The following is a 16,622-nucleotide window of genomic DNA, read 5'->3' on the forward strand; positions in this document are numbered from 1 at the left end:
TGCTATGCGCTTGTGAATATTAATTTATAAGAAGCCAAAAGTAAAACTGTCGCCAATACGTATTTTAAAACATTATGATTAAACCTTTTAGCACCTAAATAAGCACCCAAAAATCCGCCAATAAAAGCGACAATAACATACAATACCATATCTTTTGTAAATGAAATTCCCTGTGTGAGCATCCCACCGAGTCCGGCAACTGAATTTACGAATATAAATGCAGCGCTGATAGCTGCAGTCTGCTTTTGATTAGTCCAATGCAATAACAGCAAAATAGGCGAAAGAATAATTCCTCCACCAATACCAATCATTCCGGAGAGTAAACCAACAATACCGCCGATGAATATCGCAAAGAAAACCTTGTGCGACTTCAATTCATTGTCTTCCACATTTTTGAAAAAGAAAAAACGGAGGATTGGAAAAAGCAATAAAACTCCGAGAATTCGCTTGTAAATATTTTCTTCAACAGTCATCATTCCGCCAATAAAGGCCAACGGAATTGACGCAGCAGCCATAGGAATAAAAATTTTATATTTAAAGTAACCTCCTCTATAATAATGCGTAAAAGAAGTTATCGAAACAAAAAGATTAAGCACTAATGCTGTTGGTTTCATTTCCTCTGGTGCAATACCATAAATAGCCATCAAGGCCAAATAACCACTTGCTCCACCATGCCCGACGGCTGCATATAAAAATGCAACAAAGAAGAGGATTACATAAAATAGTTCTACAGACATAGGATTATTGCTTCAGGCGGAATTTAAATATATTTATTATAATAATGCCTACAATGGCAACAAATGAACCGTGACAATAGCGCCAGCTTTACAGCCAATGGACTCTTCCGGAAGAATAATAAAACAGTTAGCTTGCGCAAAAGAATGCAAACGAAAAGATTCTTGCGCATGCAAAGGGGTTACTTTTCCATTGCTGTAAAATGCTTTCAAAAAATGAGTCAGTCCAGCAGGCTTCGGATAATCGTGTGTAACAGAAGCTGTGATTTCTACCAAACTGGAGTGCAATCCCATACTACTTTCCAAAGCAGGAAGAACATATTCATAAAAGCAAGTCAACGATGATGACGGATTTCCGGGAAGTCCAAAAACCAACTTGTCTTCTTTTGTTCCAAAAAACAGTGGCTTGCCTGGCTTTTGCTTTATTTTATGAAATTTTTCTTCAACTCCGCACGTATGGGCAGCTTGCGTAACAAAATCATAATCACCCACGCTAACGCCTCCGTTTAATAAAACGACATCATTAACTTCAAGTGCCTTTTGCAATACTTTCTGGAGTTCTTCAGGATCATCTTCAGCCGTTAGCACCATACTGTTTTTTATTCCAATTTTATTCAAAGCAGCTTTTAATTGAAACGAATTGGCTTCATAAACCTGACCAAATTCTAAAGGATTACCCGGCTTTTGCAACTCATTTCCGGTAAGAATAATGGCCACCTTTGGCGGAGCATAAACTGAAACTTCAACACAACCGATTCCTGCTAAAAAACCAATTGCCGCAGCAGAAAGATACATTCCTGAAACCATTGCAATATCACCCTGCTTTACCTCAGCTCCCTTGGAACGAACATTTGAACCCTGTTTTAGGTTTTCATCCTGAACAATTAACAGATTATTTTCAAAGTGAATCTTTTCCTGCATTACCACAGTGTCAGCATTTAAAGGCAAAGGTGCCCCGGTAAAAATTCTCGTAGCTTCGCCTTTACTTATTTTTATTTGCTCCGAAATTCCTGCTGCCATTTCACCTATTACTTTAAGCAAATTGCCCTTATCCTCGTATTTTAAAGCATATCCGTCCATAGAAGATTGCGCGAAGTTAGGGATATCAGTAGTTGCTATTATCCCCTTTGAAGTTACCAATCCAAAAGCTTCGGAAAGCGGTAAAAGCACACTTTTTTTTGGCAAAGCTGCCTCAATAATAATTTGTTTCGCTTGTTTTACGGAAATCATCTTCGTTTTATAAGTTGTTCATAGTCGGCTATCGTGTCAATATCAGTAGCTCCCTTTTCAAAATTTATTTCAGCAACATCATCTTTAAATTCCAGCAATAGCTTCTTCGCACCTTCATTTCCTGAAAGTTTCACCAACTCACCGAAATACTTCTTTGTAAACAAAACCGGTATTCCCAAAGTATCTGAATATGCCGAAGCAACAATTCCTCTATCCGTAAACTTTTGTTTTTCTATTAATTGAAAAAAAATGGAAGCGTTGATAAACGGCTGGTCACAAACTGAAATTATACAATTACTTATATCTGGAAATGTGAATAACAGCTGCTGTATGCCAAAATTTAGCGATGAGCCCAATCCTTTTTCCCAATTTGGATTGTAGCAAGTTATACTCGGATGGAGTTCTTTCTCGATTTCAATTTTTTTTGAACCTGTGACCACAATGGTACTGCTGCTCACTTTAAGAGCTTGTTCCAAAGTATGATTTAACAACGTATTGCCATTAAATTCCAAAAGTTGTTTTGGCTGTCCCAATCGAGAAGAATTTCCAGCTGCCAATATTAGTATCCCTGTTTTTTCGGTCATCATCCGCCAATTGTTATCATACTTCGGTTTTCTAATTTACTGGCATCGATATTTTCAAAAACACCGCTGAATTGTCCTCCTAAAGCTTTGGCTTTTGCCAAAATCGTTTCTTCAATCAAAGGCAAAATCGCTTCTCCTTTGCGCAAAGCTCCAAGCAAATCAGTTTCACTTTTAGAAAACAGACAATTTTTTAATTTTCCATCAGCTGTCAGTCGCATGCGATTGCATGTTTCGCAAAAAGGAGCGCTCATCGTACTAATTACAGCAAATGAGCCGCTGTGACCGGGAATCATATATCGTTTTGAAGTATCATTTGGCTCCGATTCCAAAGGAATTGCATCATAGGCAGATGCCACTTCTAACAAGATTTCATGTGATGTAAACACCTGGTTGCTAGTCCATTGATTACCGCTAAAAGGCATGAATTCAATGAAGCGCACTTCAATATTATTATGTTTTGTCAATGCAATAAAATCCAAAATTTCATTGTCATTCAAGCCTTTCATAACCACAACATTTATTTTCACCCGAATATCATGTTGCAATAACAATTCGATATTACTTCGCACTTGATGGTATAAATCTCTTCTTGTAATTTTCAAAAATTTATCAGCCTGCAAAGTATCAAGGCTGATGTTTATCGCTCTAATATTGGCTCCCAAAAGCTCATCAAGCATTTCATGAACTCGAATTCCGTTTGTGGTTATGGCGAGTTCAACTCCTAATTTCCCCAAAGATTCGATAATTTTTGGAGCATCTTTGCGTACAAGAGGTTCGCCTCCTGTCAAGCGTATTTTTTTGACGCCATTTGCTACAAATAATTTTGCAATGGTTTCTATTTCGTCAACCTGCATCAATTTTGACGCTGGTGCAAAAGCATATTTTTCTTCTGGCATACAATAAAAGCAGCGCAGGTTACAGTTGTCAGTGAGTGAAATCCTGAGGTAATCATGTACGCGTCCGAAGGTATCTTTTATCATTTTCTATCTTTTAAACCACATTCGCAGCCTGATGTATTTTTTCTTTTTTAAATTTCAAAGAAGTTCCATTTTTTCCTTCCATCACCGCTTTTATTTCTGCCACAATTGATAGCGCAATTTCCTCAGAAGTTTCCCCACCAATATCAAGCCCGACAGGTCCGTAAATACGTCCAAGTTGCTCATCGGTAAGCGTAATTCCTTGTTGTGCTAAATCATCAAACATCCGATCGAGTTTTGTTTTTGGACCTAAAACACCAATGTAACTACAGTCGGTTTTAAGAAGCAATTCCAACATCTCGAGGTCATATTTATAATTATGAGTCATTAAAACAGCAAAAGTTCGAGCATCAATCACGACGCTTTCAAGGAGTTGTTGCGGCTTGGCTACAATCACTTTTTTTGCATTGGGAAAACGTTTTTCCTTAGAATGAGTTGCCCTTCCATCGCCTAAAGTTACTTCCCAACCCAGTAAATCAGCCATTTTAGCAAGGGGCTGCACATCATTTCCAGCACCTGCAATTAGCAACGACACTGGCGGAGCAATATACTCCATCAAGACTTCGTGAGCGTTGTTTTCGATTATTATTGTATTGATGATTGATGTTTTAGTACGTACTACTTGATTTAAATAGGAATGTAAAATTGAAAAATTGTTTGGCAAAACATCAGTTTCTTCTCTGTATAAAAATTGGGTCCCGATTTGTGGTGCATTTCTATTTAAGGAAAAAAGGATCAGAATTACCGCTTCTTTTCGGACAGTTTCTAATTTTTTGAGTAACTCAATTGGATTATTCGCATCTTCTTCATTTATGTATTCAAACAGAATATGGACGATGCCGTTACAGCCCAATTGCACTCCAAATTCGACGTCATCTTCGTTGCTGGTATCGTAAGTAATCAACTTATTTTGCTTTTGATTGATGGCAAGAAGTGCTTTTCGCAATGCATCACCTTCAAGACATCCGCCACTTATTGCACCGGTCAATAATCCATCATCTGTAACGAGCATTCGCGCTCCAGGTTGTCGATAGGAAGAGCCTTCAACCTTGACAACTGTTGCCAAAGCCGATTTTTTTCCTGCAGATTTTGCTAAAGCATATGATTTTAAAATATCAGTGACCTCTTTCATTACTCTATTTTTTTTTTAATTCTCTGACTGCATTCTTACATTGTTTTATGCTAAAAATTAAGGATAAATATAAAATAATAGCCTATTTACATTATCTGTTTACATAAAATATAAACCGTCTTTTCTAAAGTCAATACTACTGTAAAAACTATTGAAAGTAAATGTATCGCTTTGGATAATTAAAGAATTACGAAATTTAAACATTTTATTACTCAAATCAAATATATTTAGCGAGAACGCACATTAAAACTTCCTATTCTGGAAATGTTGTACAAAATAAAGTGATGACAAAATAAATTTTATACTACATTATAATTTTCCGTTGAGCCGCTCAACAATGTTAAATGAGCCGCAGAGTAAAGCGCATACCAGTTATAAAAAGTAATTTTGTTGAATGTCAATCCAATAGAAAAGCCTAAATATGTCCATTCAACCATCAGAAAAACTAAAGACCATCAACTATTCAGGCATATTTTTGTCATGCTTTTCGGATTACAGCGAAAAATGTATTCACGCCACACCAGAGCATACAATGGTTTACCTCTATTCCGGTGAACAAGTAATTCAGGACGGAGACGAAATCATAACTATTCAAGCTGGCGAATGTGCTTTTGTCAGAAGAAACCATCGGTTGCTGATGTACAAAAACAGTAAAGGTGATGAATTGTATAAAGGAATTTCGCTAACCTTCAAAAGAAATGTATTGCGCAATTTTTACAGTCAAATAAAAAAGTCTGATTTCCCTAAAAAAGTTTCCATTGCTGAAGAGAATGTATTTAAAATCAAACCCAGTCCGGATATCACAAGCCTTTTCCAGTCGCTTACTCCATATTTTGATGATAAAATAAAACCAACGGAAGGTGTTGCTCATTTGAAAATTCAAGAAGGAATTTATGCTTTGTTAAACAATTCAGAACTCCTTTTTCCGATACTTTTTGACTTTACAGAACCTTGGAAAATCGACATTCTGGAATTTCTGAATGAAAATTACAAGGATGAACTTACGATGGAACAAATCGCCTCGTACACGGGCAGAAGTTTAGCAACATTCAAACGCGATTTTAATAAAATCAGCAACCTGAGTCCGCAGAAATGGTTGATTAAAAAACGTTTGGAAACCGCTTATTATAAATTGAAAGAAGAAGGAATGAAAGTGCAAGATGTGTATCTGGAAGTAGGTTTTAAAAACCCTTCGCATTTTTCGACAGCATTCAAAAAACAATACGGAATTCCGCCCACTGAAATATAAAATTTTGAGCTTTTAAGAAAGCATATTTGAGCCTCTCAGCAATCTTGTTGAGAGGCTCTTTGTTTAAATTTGTAATATAAAAAGACAGCATCATGCAATCCGAAAAAACGAATCCAGATATTTTTGAAAGGTTACAATCCGGAGAACCCATCCGGTTAAACGACCCAGAATATCACAAAATAAATGAAGTGGTTCACCGAACGCTAAAACTGTCGAAGAAAATGAACAATGCCGACGAATTAGAAACCATTCGATATTATTTGGGCGAAATTATTGGTGCAAAAATCGATGAAACCACCACCATTTTCACACCATTCTATACCAACTTTGGAAAATTCATCAGCTTAGGAAAAAACGTTTTTATCAATCACGCTTGTTCCTTTCTGGATATGGGCGGAATTGTAATAGAAGATGATGTTTTGATTGGCCCAAAAGTCAATATCATCACCGAAAATCATCCTTCAAATCCCAGAGATAGGAAAGCCTTAATCACAAAATCCGTGACCATAAAAAGAAATGTGTGGATTGGAGCTGGTGCTATTATTTTACCCGGAGTAACCATCGGCGAAAATTCTATTGTCGCTGCTGGTGCGGTGGTTTCCAAAGATGTTCCTGCTAATACAATTGTAGGTGGTATTCCGGCAAAATTCATTAAATCAATTGAAAATTAAACTAAAAAAATAGTATGTCCAACAATAGCAATAATTCTCGAAGAAAATTTATTCAACAAAGCGCAATTGCAGGAGCAGGTCTAGTGCTTGCCAACCCAATTGCTCTTTTTTCACAAACTGATAATACAAAAACTATGAGCACCATTAAATCAAAAGGTTACGCAGGTAAAGACGAAGAAGGAAAACTAACGTTATGGAATTTTGAACGCAGAGCTATTGGTGACAATGATATTTTAATAGACATCAAGTTCTCCGGCATTTGCCATTCTGACATTCATACCATCAAAGGGCATTGGGGGAAACAACAATATCCACAGGTTCCGGGACACGAAATTGCGGGCATCGTTACTGCAGTTGGGAAGAACGTTACCAAGTTTAAATTAGGCGATAAAGCTGGCGTGGGCTGTATGGTAAACAGTTGTATGCAATGCGACAGTTGCAAAAACGGTGAAGAACATCATTGCGAAACTACAGGAATGACAGGCACTTATGGTTCACCCGAAAAATCATCACCAACAGGAATTACTCAAGGTGGCTATTCGAATAATATCGTGGTAACTGAACATTTTGCCATTAAAATTCCTAAAAATATGGACTTGAAATTTGCAGCGCCTTTGCTTTGTGCTGGGATTACAACCTATTCGCCATTGATGAAAGTAAAAATGAAAAAAGCCGATAAAATTGGCGTAGTTGGCATTGGAGGATTGGGACATATGGCGGTAAAATTAGCAGTTTCAAAAGGTGCCGAAGTATATGCGTTTACCACTTCGCCTTCAAAAGTGAATGACATCAAAGGTTTTGGAGCTAAGGAAGTGATTGTTGTTCGTTCTGGAGAAGATTTAAAACCTTGGAAAGGAAAATTGGACTTTATGATTTCCACCGTTCCTTATGCTTACGAAATGTCTGCTTATATCGATTGTATCAAACCTTATGGATTTTTTACGCAAGTAGGACAACCCATTAACGGTGAACTGACGATTAATAATTTCAATATGATTTTTAATAGAGTCAATTTTAACGCTTCATTAATTGGTGGTATTCCCGAAACACAAGAGGTGATGGATTATTGTGCAGAACATAAAATCTATCCACAAATAGAAATCATTAAAGCGGAAGAAATCAATGATGCTTGGAAAAAAGTAGTCAATAAAGATGCGCGTTACCGATATGTAATTGATGCGGCAACCATTTAATTTAAGAAAGAGAACTTCTATAATCGATGAACAAAAAACAAATTATATCATTAATATTTGCGACAATCGTAATTACAAGTTGCAGTATAAAAAAAGAAAAGAAAATGGAAACAGCAGCAATATTCCCAAAAGGACAGCAATTACCAAATGAGTGGTTTACCGGAAACGCATTTTTGCACCCATTAATAGCCAAAGACAACAACAATGATTTTTCAGTAGGAAGTGTCACTTTTGAATCTAATGCAAGAACCCATTGGCACACACATCCCAAAGGACAAGTATTGATTATAACTAAAGGAGAAGGTTTTTATCAGGAAAAAGGAAAACTAGTTCAACCGATTAAAAAAGGCGATGTAGTGAATATTCCAGAAAATGTAGAACATTGGCACGGCGCATCGGCAAAAAGCAAAATGGTTCATATTGCCATTACCAATTACAAAGAGGACGTTCAGGTCACATGGTTACAGCCTGTATCTGACGAAGAATACAACAAAGTAAACCCACAATAAAATTGCATTGAAAAATTTAATAACAACCATTTTTGTTTTTATTTCCTTCTCTGTTAGTCTCGCTAGTTGCAACCAAGAGGAGAAAACAATCACAAATCAAACCAACGGAAACACTACTAATCCAATTGGAAGCAAAATGAAAATAACAATTGACACTAGCGTTTTTACAGCCACTCTCACTGACGATGAAACCACAGCGGCATTCCAAACAATTTTGCCTATGACCATCAATATGAGTGAGTTGAATGGAAATGAAAAGTTTTTTTATTTCGCTTCCACTTTACCCTCCAATGCGTCTCCAGGAGGATCCATTCAAGTAGGAGATTTAATGCTTTATGGCAATAATTGTTTGGTACTTTTCTATGAAAACCTCAATACTTCGTACAGTTATTCGAGACTAGGTAAAATTGATAATACAACAGGACTTGTTGCTGCTTTAGGCTCAGGAAATGTTACAATTAAGTTGGAGTTGGAGTAACTGGAAAACCTATACAATCCTTAATAATAGTTAGAGAAGCCATAATCTGTATAACAATACCATTCTTAAATATTCAGACCTTTGCAATGGAAAAAAATTCTTTCTAAAATCATAGAAAAAAACAAATAACTCAATAAAAATTGTACGATAGACAAAATGTATTTTTAACGTGCTACATTCTTTTTAACCGAGACAATTAGTACATAAGCACAAGCGAAAAAAAAATTAGAAAATGACGAAATTTACAGATAAAGGAATAGCTGCTCCGGTAACCTATTTCACAGGAACCGTTTGGGTAAATATGAATGTAACCCCGGAAGAAGGGTACAACATCAATATGGCAATGGTAACATTCGAACCTAAAGCCAGAACCAATTGGCACAACCATAAATCTGGACAAATTCTACTTGTAATAGAAGGTATTGGTTACTATCAGGAAAAAGGCAAACCCATTCAATTGATACAAAAAGGTGATGTGATTAAAATTCCAAAAAACGCAACACATTGGCACGGAGCTTCACACCATAATTCTATGCGACACATTGCTCTTGTACTGAATCAGGATGAGGATAAAACCGAATGGTTGCAACCAGTAAGTGATGCAGATTATAACACTTTCAAAGCTCCTGCATATGAAGTTGAAAATACATTATCCGCAGCAGCAATTATGAACCACGAAAAATTATGGCCCGAATACATTTCTAAAACAAAAGAAAAAGATCCGGATTTAATAGAAGTATTCGACAATTTTGCTTTTGATGAGGTAATCAATCATGATGCGATGGATTTGAAAACTAGAACTTTAGTGATTTTGGCTTCGACCATAGGAAGTCAAGCTTTAACCGAATATAAAATATTTGTGAATGTAGCTTTGAATGTAGATGTTACACCCATCGAAATCAAAGAAGTTTTATACCAATCGGTTCCTTATGTGGGAATTTCAAAAGTGAATGATTTCATTTCTGCAACTAACGAAATATTTACCGAACGTAATATTGCTTTGCCTCTCGAAAGTCAATCTACCACTACACCAGAAACCCGAATGGAAAAAAGGATTGGCCAAACAAAAAGAAATTTTTGGCGATCTCATTGACGATATGTATAGAAATTCGCCAGAAGATTTACTACACATCCAGCAGTATTTGTCTGCCAATTGCTTTGGTGATTTCATTACAAGAGATGGTTTAGACATTCAAATGCGTGAAATGGTTACGCTTTCATTCCTCATCGCAATGGGTGGAACCGAAAGTCAAATAAAGGGACATATTGCAGGGAATGTAAAAGTTGGAAATGACAGACAGAAAATCATTAACTTAATCACTCACCTCATTCCGTATGTGGGTTATCCGAGAACTTTAAACGCCATTAATTGTTTAAACGAGACAGTGCCAGCAAAATAAAACAGAGATAAAAAGTACAGAACAACATCTGATTTTTACAATTGAAAATACGACCTCTTGCCCGAAAATATCACAAGTGAAAGTAGTCATTTAAATATATTTAAATTAGATTATTTAATTTCAAAAACTTGTAAATCAGTTTTATATATTAAATTTAATTACTATAAGTTATCAATCGTAAAAGAAGAAATTACAGTTGAATATGCTAATAAAACTGTGAAAATCAATATTCATACCACTCATTTAAATCGTGCCATTAAGGTTGCTTCTTGTAAAACCACTTCCACAATTAATTGCGAAAAAGTTTTATACAAGAAGCTAAAATTTTATTAAAACAGACCGTTTGGACAGTAGGCAAAATTGCCTTTGTATTAGGTTTTCGGGAAATTACACATTTTAACAACTTCTTTAAAAAACATGTTAAACTGAGTCCTTTAAAATTCCGTAATATTTGATTCTCGAAAGCTAAAATTTCTACATAGGTTTTATCAGCTTTGATTCCAAACTAAATTTTTTAGAAAACAAAAAATGACATACAAAATAGTAAGGGGATCAAGTAATAGTTCAAATCATTTTTGAAAACAAATCTGTTTCCCTTTCAAAAATGAATGAAATTGTTGGTAAATGTGACAAAGGAGTACTTCATAAGGGACGGCATTAAGCAAAACCAAAGAAGCTATTCTACTTTTGAGTTTATAAAAAGTATTTTGAATAAAAATCAGTATAATGTGAAGGCAGAATTACAATAAATTATACCTATTTTTAAAATATAAAATGGGTACTTATTCTACAAAATAAGATTGTAAAACAAGTACCCATTACTACTATAAAACTCCAATTATCAATAAATGTCCGAAGAAACAATCTAATTTCTATTCAAAGCACTGCTATCCACTCTTGATGGCGTATCTTTTCCTTTAATGATAGTCGAAGAACTAATGGCAATCGCTTTAATAATTTCGGTCATATTCACCATATCTAGAGTTTCTATTTCATCACTTACTTTGTGGTAATTCGGTTCGCTATCCATTTTAGACGTAGAAATCGTATGCGCAGGAACACCCAGTTTTGCCAAAGTCGCATTATCGGAACGATAGAATAATTGTTGTTCCGGATAAGGATCTGGGTAAAATTTAAATGCTGATCCTTCTAAATTTTTCTGAAGAATTGCTCCCATACTAGATTTTTCAAAACCAGTAATATAAGCCGAATTTTTACCCCATTTTGATTCGGTTCCAATCATTTCCAAATTAAACATCGCCATAACGTGATCCGGATTTAATTGTTTCGAAAAATATTGGGAACCATACCCGCCTATTTCTTCTGCTACAAATGCGGTAAACACTATCGTACGCTCATTATTGTTCAGTTTCTTGAAATACTTGGCCAGCATGATTACGGCTGTAGTTCCCGCTGCATCGTCATTGGCACCATTATAAATAGAATCCGTTGCATCATGTTGCTCCCCCTCAGCAGGAGAACCAATACCCAGATGGTCATAATGCCCTGAAAACACTACATATTCATTGGGTTTACTTTTACCTTTCAATACCCCTACTACATTATTCAGTGCCTTTTTTGTAACAGTATTGGTGCCTTCTATTGAAAACTGAGTCGCCTCAGTAGCACCAAAAACATATACCACCGTATTTCCCTCAGGATTAGCGCTCATTTGCGAAATGTGTCTCACATTTGGAATTCGGGCTTTAAAAGAAGCATCCACAAGCACCAAAAGGTTTTTTCCGCTTTGGTAATATTCGTAAAACTTTGGGCCAAATTTATCTCCGGCATTTATTTTTACAACCTGAACATCACTTTTTTCAGTCATGGCAATTTGCGGTTGGTAGGAAAAAGAAACCACATCCGCTTTGTCTATCACTTTACCATCAATCAACACCTTTAATGAAACATTTTTAGACTCAGTCATGAAAAATTCCTGCTTAAAATCTTTTGCACCGTTAAATGTTTGCAACCCTATTTTCTTAAATTCATATTCAATAAAAGAGGAAGCCTTATCGATACCCGGAGTAAACGCTCTTCGGCCTTGCATATCATCTGCCGAAAGTACTTTCTCTATTTTGGTAACGTGTTTTATTTTGATAATTTTATTGATGGACTGTGCCTGCATCATGCAAGCCGAGCAAAGTACAACAGCACTTAAAATATTTTTTTTCATAAAGTATAACGTTTAATAACAATAAATTCTACAGATAAGAGTGCAGTATTGAAAATGTGTTACAGTAAAACTACTAAAAATAGTAGCATTTAAGCGTAAAGCCTGTTTCTAAAATAAAAAGGTTTTAGAACTTGTTTACAATTAGGAGCAGAACGATTGCAGTTCTCAAGAACGAAACCTCCTGCTGTCCGCTGTATCTCGCAATCCCGAAGCGTCGGGATTACGAGGATGCCGCTTCCATCAGGGCTAGGGACCACGATATTTTTTCATAATGACAAAAGAAAAAAAATCAAGTAGATTGATTTATCTATTCTATTCACTTTTGCAAACCTATCTTTCTGACACAATACAGTGATAAGTTTCCGTACCTAACTCAGGATATATAATCAGAAGACTTGGCTAAAGTTGCTCTATATGCTATTGGTTTTAAATTTCCATTTATATTTAATTCTTCAATTGGATTTCTTAAAGTTCGAAATACTTTTCCCTTCTTTTTAATGAGGTCTGTAATATGAACAAAATATATAAAGGCTTGTTCTCCAAGTTGCTCAAGTGTATGATATTCATTTTCTGTTATAAAAAAATCCAAATCGTCATTCAAAGATGATTTTACTTCTATAAATCTATTGTCTTTTTTAACTAAACAACTTATATCAAATCCAGCACTTGAATTTATTTTAGAAGTATGCTCTATATATTTTTCTGGATTTTTTATACCAATATTATTTAAACGATTTATTTCATAAGTAAATGCTATAAGTTCTCCGATTTCTCCAATTTCTCTTTGTAACTTTAATTTTTCTTCGAGAGTTTTAGGGTCGGTAAATTTTACTTTAGGGAATTTTACTTTTTCCTTTAAAGATATTGTAATAAACGACGCGTTGTCAAGGGTGTAATTTGGATGAAATTCAGTAATCCAATTGTCAAACTCTTCACGTATATCGTTTTGGATCCTCTTTCGTGGAATCCACTCTTTGCCAGTACGTTTTGCAATATGTTTCTGTGTATAACCTCCATCAGTTTTGTACCTATAACTTTCAATATAATCCTCTACAGTAATATTTTTAAATGCACAAAATTTCGAAAGTCCAAAAATGTGTTGTTTGCCATTTTGAATATGAACAAAATATTTAGGTGCATTTCCAATAGTTGCTTTCCAAAATTGAGGTTTACCAAAAAACTCAATAGTTGATTGAACCAATTCCTTTTCGTCTTCTATAAATTTAAAATTTGTACTCATTATGTTGGGTTTAATTACGGGCACGAGCGGGGCGGTAGCAGTGGCACACAGTAATATTTAGTTTTTATATGTTGTATTACAAAAGGGATGCGTAATTTGTCCATTTTCTGCATTTCCTTTACCTCCATCTTCTTTTCTGTCAATATGATCAATTGAGATTGAATTTTTATGGATAAACCCATTACAAATACTACATTTAATGCCGTTTTTGATTGCTTCTTTAATAAAAACTTCTGATTTCGAATCTGTAGTAAAGTTTCTGTAAATGTCTTTATATTCAAGTAATGTTTGTAGTGTTAAATACTTATATTTTTCACTTTTTATAATCTCATCAATCACTTTTTTTACGTCTTCTTCAATTTTTAATTTATTCAGAATTTCAAAGTAAAAATCAACTACGTGAGGAATTGCTGCAAAAGCACTTCGATATTTTCTAGATATTTGTTGTATCAGATAATCATAGTTTAACAAGAAATCTTCAAATTTATCTCTTATTTCTATAAACTCTTTGTATTTGTTTTTCTTTTCTAACTCAATAACAAAAGCTAAAGTGAAATAGAATGATGCTGGTTTATGTTTGCCTTCAATTGAATAAAAATAAACTATTGGATGTAGACCTAATGAAGAAGGGTGAACACTGTTTATTCTCCAAGCCAATTTTCTAGTGTTTTTTAAATATTTTAGCGTTTCTGAGCCATCAATATCGTCGCTTAACTTTTCCGAAAAGTCTGCCGCGATATTATTTGCCATATTAACAAATTCAAGTATCAAAGGCAAACTTTGAGCAGAAACCAATTTTCCACCGATTGGAATATCTAATGTTTTAACTGGTGTTTTTAATGTCGGATTATAAATTATTTCATTTATTTCTTTAGATAATTTTTGAATTTCTGCTTGAATTTCCGCTGAAAAATCGGACCAATATTTATGTCCTTGACCTCCACGAATAATTGCTCTAGCTGCAATACAATTACCTTTTTTGCGAGATTCAAGAATTTTTAATTCTGTAGGGTCAATCTTTGAAGGCTGTTGGTTAATTTTAAAAAAAGATTTTTCAGCCTTTTTAGCATCACCATCAACCCATTGTACTTGAATTGAATAAGCACCAAGGTTTTTAGCTTTTTGAATTAAATTTTCACTTGGTTTATCAGTATATGGAGCATTTATAATGTCTTCATACCTTCCAATTTTTTTATTGATAATTTTTCTTGTCTTTTCAGCAATGTCTTTATGCTCATCATTTATACTATCTCCATAAAATTTTTTAGAAATTTCACCATCACCATAGTCATCTTTTATCCAACTTATTAAAGCACTTAATCTGTGAGCTCCATCTATTACGAAATATAATCCTGAATTATTTCTCCATAAAATAATTGCAGGTATTAATTCTCCATTTATATAACTCTCAACAAACTCTACAATTTTTTTTGCATCCCATTCATTCGTTTCTCTTTGAAAATCAGGTTTCCTTAAAAAAGGATAGAAAAATCCACCTGTAAAATTAGATATCGAAATGGAATTAAATAAATTCGTTGAATTCTGATTTCCAGTAACTTCAAAATCTTCTCTTGGTATAATTGCGTCTAAGTTTACTTTTGCCATATAGTTTTTTAATTATTGTGCCTAACTAGTAATAAGTCTGACGCTATCAAACTTATCACTCTTAAATTAGATAAATAGTTCAGATAATCGTCAGACTTTACTTATTTCAAATATACTATTAATCACCGAAAAACTGATAAATTAGTTTTGATAATTAACTTATTTTCAAAACTAATTCCTTCTTACTTGTAAACTTTACAGGAAACCACATTCAAGGTCTTTTTACACAAAATTCCTAGTCCCGTAGCAGTGAAAACTCATGCAGGTGGAAAACCACTATTTCTGGTGGTAGTAGAACGAATAAAGACACTTCGGGAGAAGCTCCTGACAACAGCAGGCATACAATTACGTACAACCCAAATTGCATTTCTCACTTAAGAAAATACAGAAATTGTTATGTTTTCATCAAAAATTATCCGTTAAAACTACTTTATTTAGTGTCGTGATTATTGCCTTTTAAAATATGAAAAACATGCAGCACATGAGGAAATATGGCATCCATGGATTCCTTTGCGCCATTGGTTGAACCCGGCAAAGCCAATACCAACGAATTTCCTAAAGTTCCCGCAACGGTTCTGGAAAGCATGGAATACGGCATGCGCTCCTGCCCGTAATTGCGTATGGCTTCCTCGATTCCTGAAATTCTGGTTTCTAATAAAGGTTCTAGTGCCTGCGGCGTAACATCTCTTGGCGAAAGCCCGGTTCCGCCTGTAAAAATGATCAATTGATTTTCTTTGGCGAAAGCTTTAGTTCGCTCTTGAATCACATCAATTTCATCAGGAATGACTTCGTAATGCGTCGTTTCTACTCCGCTAATTTCCAGTTTCTCGACAATTATTTTACCCGAACGATCTTGTTTATCTCCCGCAAAAATAGAATCGGAACAAACGAAAACCGCTGCTGTGATGGCGGTTGAAACTCTATTTTTGAAGGACGATTTTCCGCCTTCTTTATTGATTAATTTAATGGTAGAAATCTCAATATTCTTGTCAATCGGTTTCAGCATGTCGTACATGGTAAGCGCCACAATCGAAGCACCGTGCATCGCCTCGACCTCTACTCCAGTTTTGTACACCGTTTTTACATTGAAAATAATATCAATGCTCAGTCCGTTGATTTCATATTCCACCGATGTAAATTCAATTGGAATAGGATGGCAATCCGGAATCGATAAATGCGTATTTTTCACAGCAAATAAACCTGCCGTTTTAGCCATTTCCAGTACGTTTCCTTTGGGAACCAAATTATTCACAACGGCATCAATGGTGTCTTGAAGACTCACAATCACTGTTGCCTTTGCGGTTGCGGAACGGAGCGTACTTATTTTATGTGTGATATCAACCATTTTTTTATGTTTCAGATTTAAGGTTTCAAGACAATCCTTATCGACAACCGACATTAAGACTATTAAATATTTTCCTTCCCGTAAAAGTACTGTTTTCAA

Annotated in this window: 17 protein-coding genes; 8 read left to right on the top strand and 9 right to left on the bottom strand. The window is 35.0% G+C overall.

Annotated elements, in window-relative coordinates:
• Positions 1 to 2: 2 nt before the first annotated feature.
• The 5 genes from DR980_RS14285 to DR980_RS14305 are packed head-to-tail and all read right to left on the bottom strand — an operon-like array spanning position 3 to position 4,657.
• On the bottom strand, positions 3 to 737 hold the full coding sequence (locus tag DR980_RS14285) for a sulfite exporter TauE/SafE family protein (RefSeq protein WP_113637376.1): 735 nt from the start codon (positions 735 to 737) through the stop codon (positions 3 to 5).
• 48 nt (positions 738 to 785) lie between these two features.
• Positions 786 to 1,964: a molybdopterin molybdotransferase MoeA gene (locus DR980_RS14290; protein WP_113637377.1), complete on the bottom strand. Its 1,179-nt coding sequence runs from the start codon at positions 1,962 to 1,964 to the stop codon at positions 786 to 788.
• On the bottom strand, positions 1,961 to 2,551 hold the full coding sequence (locus tag DR980_RS14295) for a nucleotidyltransferase family protein (RefSeq protein WP_113637378.1): 591 nt from the start codon (positions 2,549 to 2,551) through the stop codon (positions 1,961 to 1,963). The genes DR980_RS14290 and DR980_RS14295 overlap by 4 nt, the downstream gene beginning before the upstream one ends.
• Entirely contained in the window at positions 2,548 to 3,528 is a 981-nt protein-coding gene (gene moaA / locus DR980_RS14300; RefSeq protein WP_113637379.1) for a GTP 3',8-cyclase MoaA, read from the bottom strand. Before moaA ends, DR980_RS14295 begins: the two co-directional genes overlap by 4 nt.
• A 10-nt stretch (positions 3,529 to 3,538) precedes the next feature.
• A complete protein-coding gene (locus DR980_RS14305) occupies positions 3,539 to 4,657 on the bottom strand; it encodes an XdhC family protein (protein WP_113637380.1) in 1,119 nt (372 codons plus the stop codon).
• 421 nt (positions 4,658 to 5,078) lie between these two features.
• Between DR980_RS14305 and DR980_RS14310 the strand changes: the two genes are divergently transcribed.
• The 8 genes from DR980_RS14310 to DR980_RS16680 all read left to right on the top strand — a co-directional run bounded on the left by DR980_RS14310 (position 5,079) and on the right by DR980_RS16680 (position 10,612).
• Positions 5,079 to 5,906 carry a helix-turn-helix domain-containing protein gene (locus DR980_RS14310; RefSeq protein WP_113637382.1) on the top strand — a complete coding sequence of 276 codons (828 nt, stop codon included), beginning with the start codon at positions 5,079 to 5,081 and terminating at the stop codon, positions 5,904 to 5,906.
• 92 nt (positions 5,907 to 5,998) lie between these two features.
• Complete coding sequence (locus DR980_RS14315) at positions 5,999 to 6,577, top strand: sugar O-acetyltransferase (RefSeq protein ID WP_113637385.1); 579 nt, start codon at positions 5,999 to 6,001, stop codon at positions 6,575 to 6,577.
• Positions 6,578 to 6,591: 14 nt separating this feature from the next.
• A complete protein-coding gene (locus DR980_RS14320) occupies positions 6,592 to 7,770 on the top strand; it encodes an NAD(P)-dependent alcohol dehydrogenase (RefSeq protein ID WP_113637387.1) in 1,179 nt (392 codons plus the stop codon).
• Between the two features lie 104 nt (positions 7,771 to 7,874).
• Entirely contained in the window at positions 7,875 to 8,279 is a 405-nt protein-coding gene (locus DR980_RS14325; protein WP_113637475.1) for a (R)-mandelonitrile lyase, read from the top strand.
• Between the two features lie 7 nt (positions 8,280 to 8,286).
• Positions 8,287 to 8,757, top strand: coding sequence for a cyclophilin-like fold protein (locus DR980_RS14330; protein ID WP_208630813.1), 471 nt, complete (start codon positions 8,287 to 8,289; stop codon positions 8,755 to 8,757).
• 232 nt (positions 8,758 to 8,989) lie between these two features.
• Positions 8,990 to 9,850 (top strand): (R)-mandelonitrile lyase, encoded by an 861-nt coding sequence (locus tag DR980_RS14335; RefSeq protein ID WP_208630814.1) that lies wholly within the window; start codon positions 8,990 to 8,992, stop codon positions 9,848 to 9,850.
• A 4-nt stretch (positions 9,851 to 9,854) separates the two neighbouring features.
• Complete coding sequence (locus DR980_RS16420) at positions 9,855 to 10,157, top strand: carboxymuconolactone decarboxylase family protein (RefSeq protein ID WP_208630815.1); 303 nt, start codon at positions 9,855 to 9,857, stop codon at positions 10,155 to 10,157.
• Between the two features lie 293 nt (positions 10,158 to 10,450).
• Positions 10,451 to 10,612, top strand: a complete 162-nt coding sequence (locus DR980_RS16680; protein ID WP_208630816.1) for a helix-turn-helix domain-containing protein — start codon at positions 10,451 to 10,453, stop codon at positions 10,610 to 10,612.
• A 410-nt stretch (positions 10,613 to 11,022) separates the two neighbouring features.
• Here DR980_RS16680 and DR980_RS14345 read toward each other — a convergent pair whose 3' ends face one another.
• From DR980_RS14345 to moaCB, 4 genes are all read right to left on the bottom strand, one after another.
• On the bottom strand, positions 11,023 to 12,333 hold the full coding sequence (locus tag DR980_RS14345; protein WP_113637392.1) for a M28 family metallopeptidase: 1,311 nt from the start codon (positions 12,331 to 12,333) through the stop codon (positions 11,023 to 11,025).
• 373 nt (positions 12,334 to 12,706) lie between these two features.
• Complete coding sequence (locus DR980_RS14350; protein WP_113637394.1) at positions 12,707 to 13,573, bottom strand: protein NO VEIN domain-containing protein; 867 nt, start codon at positions 13,571 to 13,573, stop codon at positions 12,707 to 12,709.
• A gap of 57 nt (positions 13,574 to 13,630) precedes the next feature.
• Positions 13,631 to 15,178, bottom strand: coding sequence for a GmrSD restriction endonuclease domain-containing protein (locus tag DR980_RS14355; RefSeq protein ID WP_113637397.1), 1,548 nt, complete (start codon positions 15,176 to 15,178; stop codon positions 13,631 to 13,633).
• Positions 15,179 to 15,608: 430 nt separating this feature from the next.
• Positions 15,609 to 16,523 (bottom strand): bifunctional molybdenum cofactor biosynthesis protein MoaC/MoaB, encoded by a 915-nt coding sequence (gene moaCB / locus DR980_RS14360; RefSeq protein WP_113637477.1) that lies wholly within the window; start codon positions 16,521 to 16,523, stop codon positions 15,609 to 15,611.
• Between the last annotated feature and the right edge of the window lie 99 nt (positions 16,524 to 16,622).

The organism is Flavobacterium psychrolimnae (assembly GCF_003312425.1).
Lineage (GTDB): Bacteria > Bacteroidota > Bacteroidia > Flavobacteriales > Flavobacteriaceae > Flavobacterium > Flavobacterium psychrolimnae.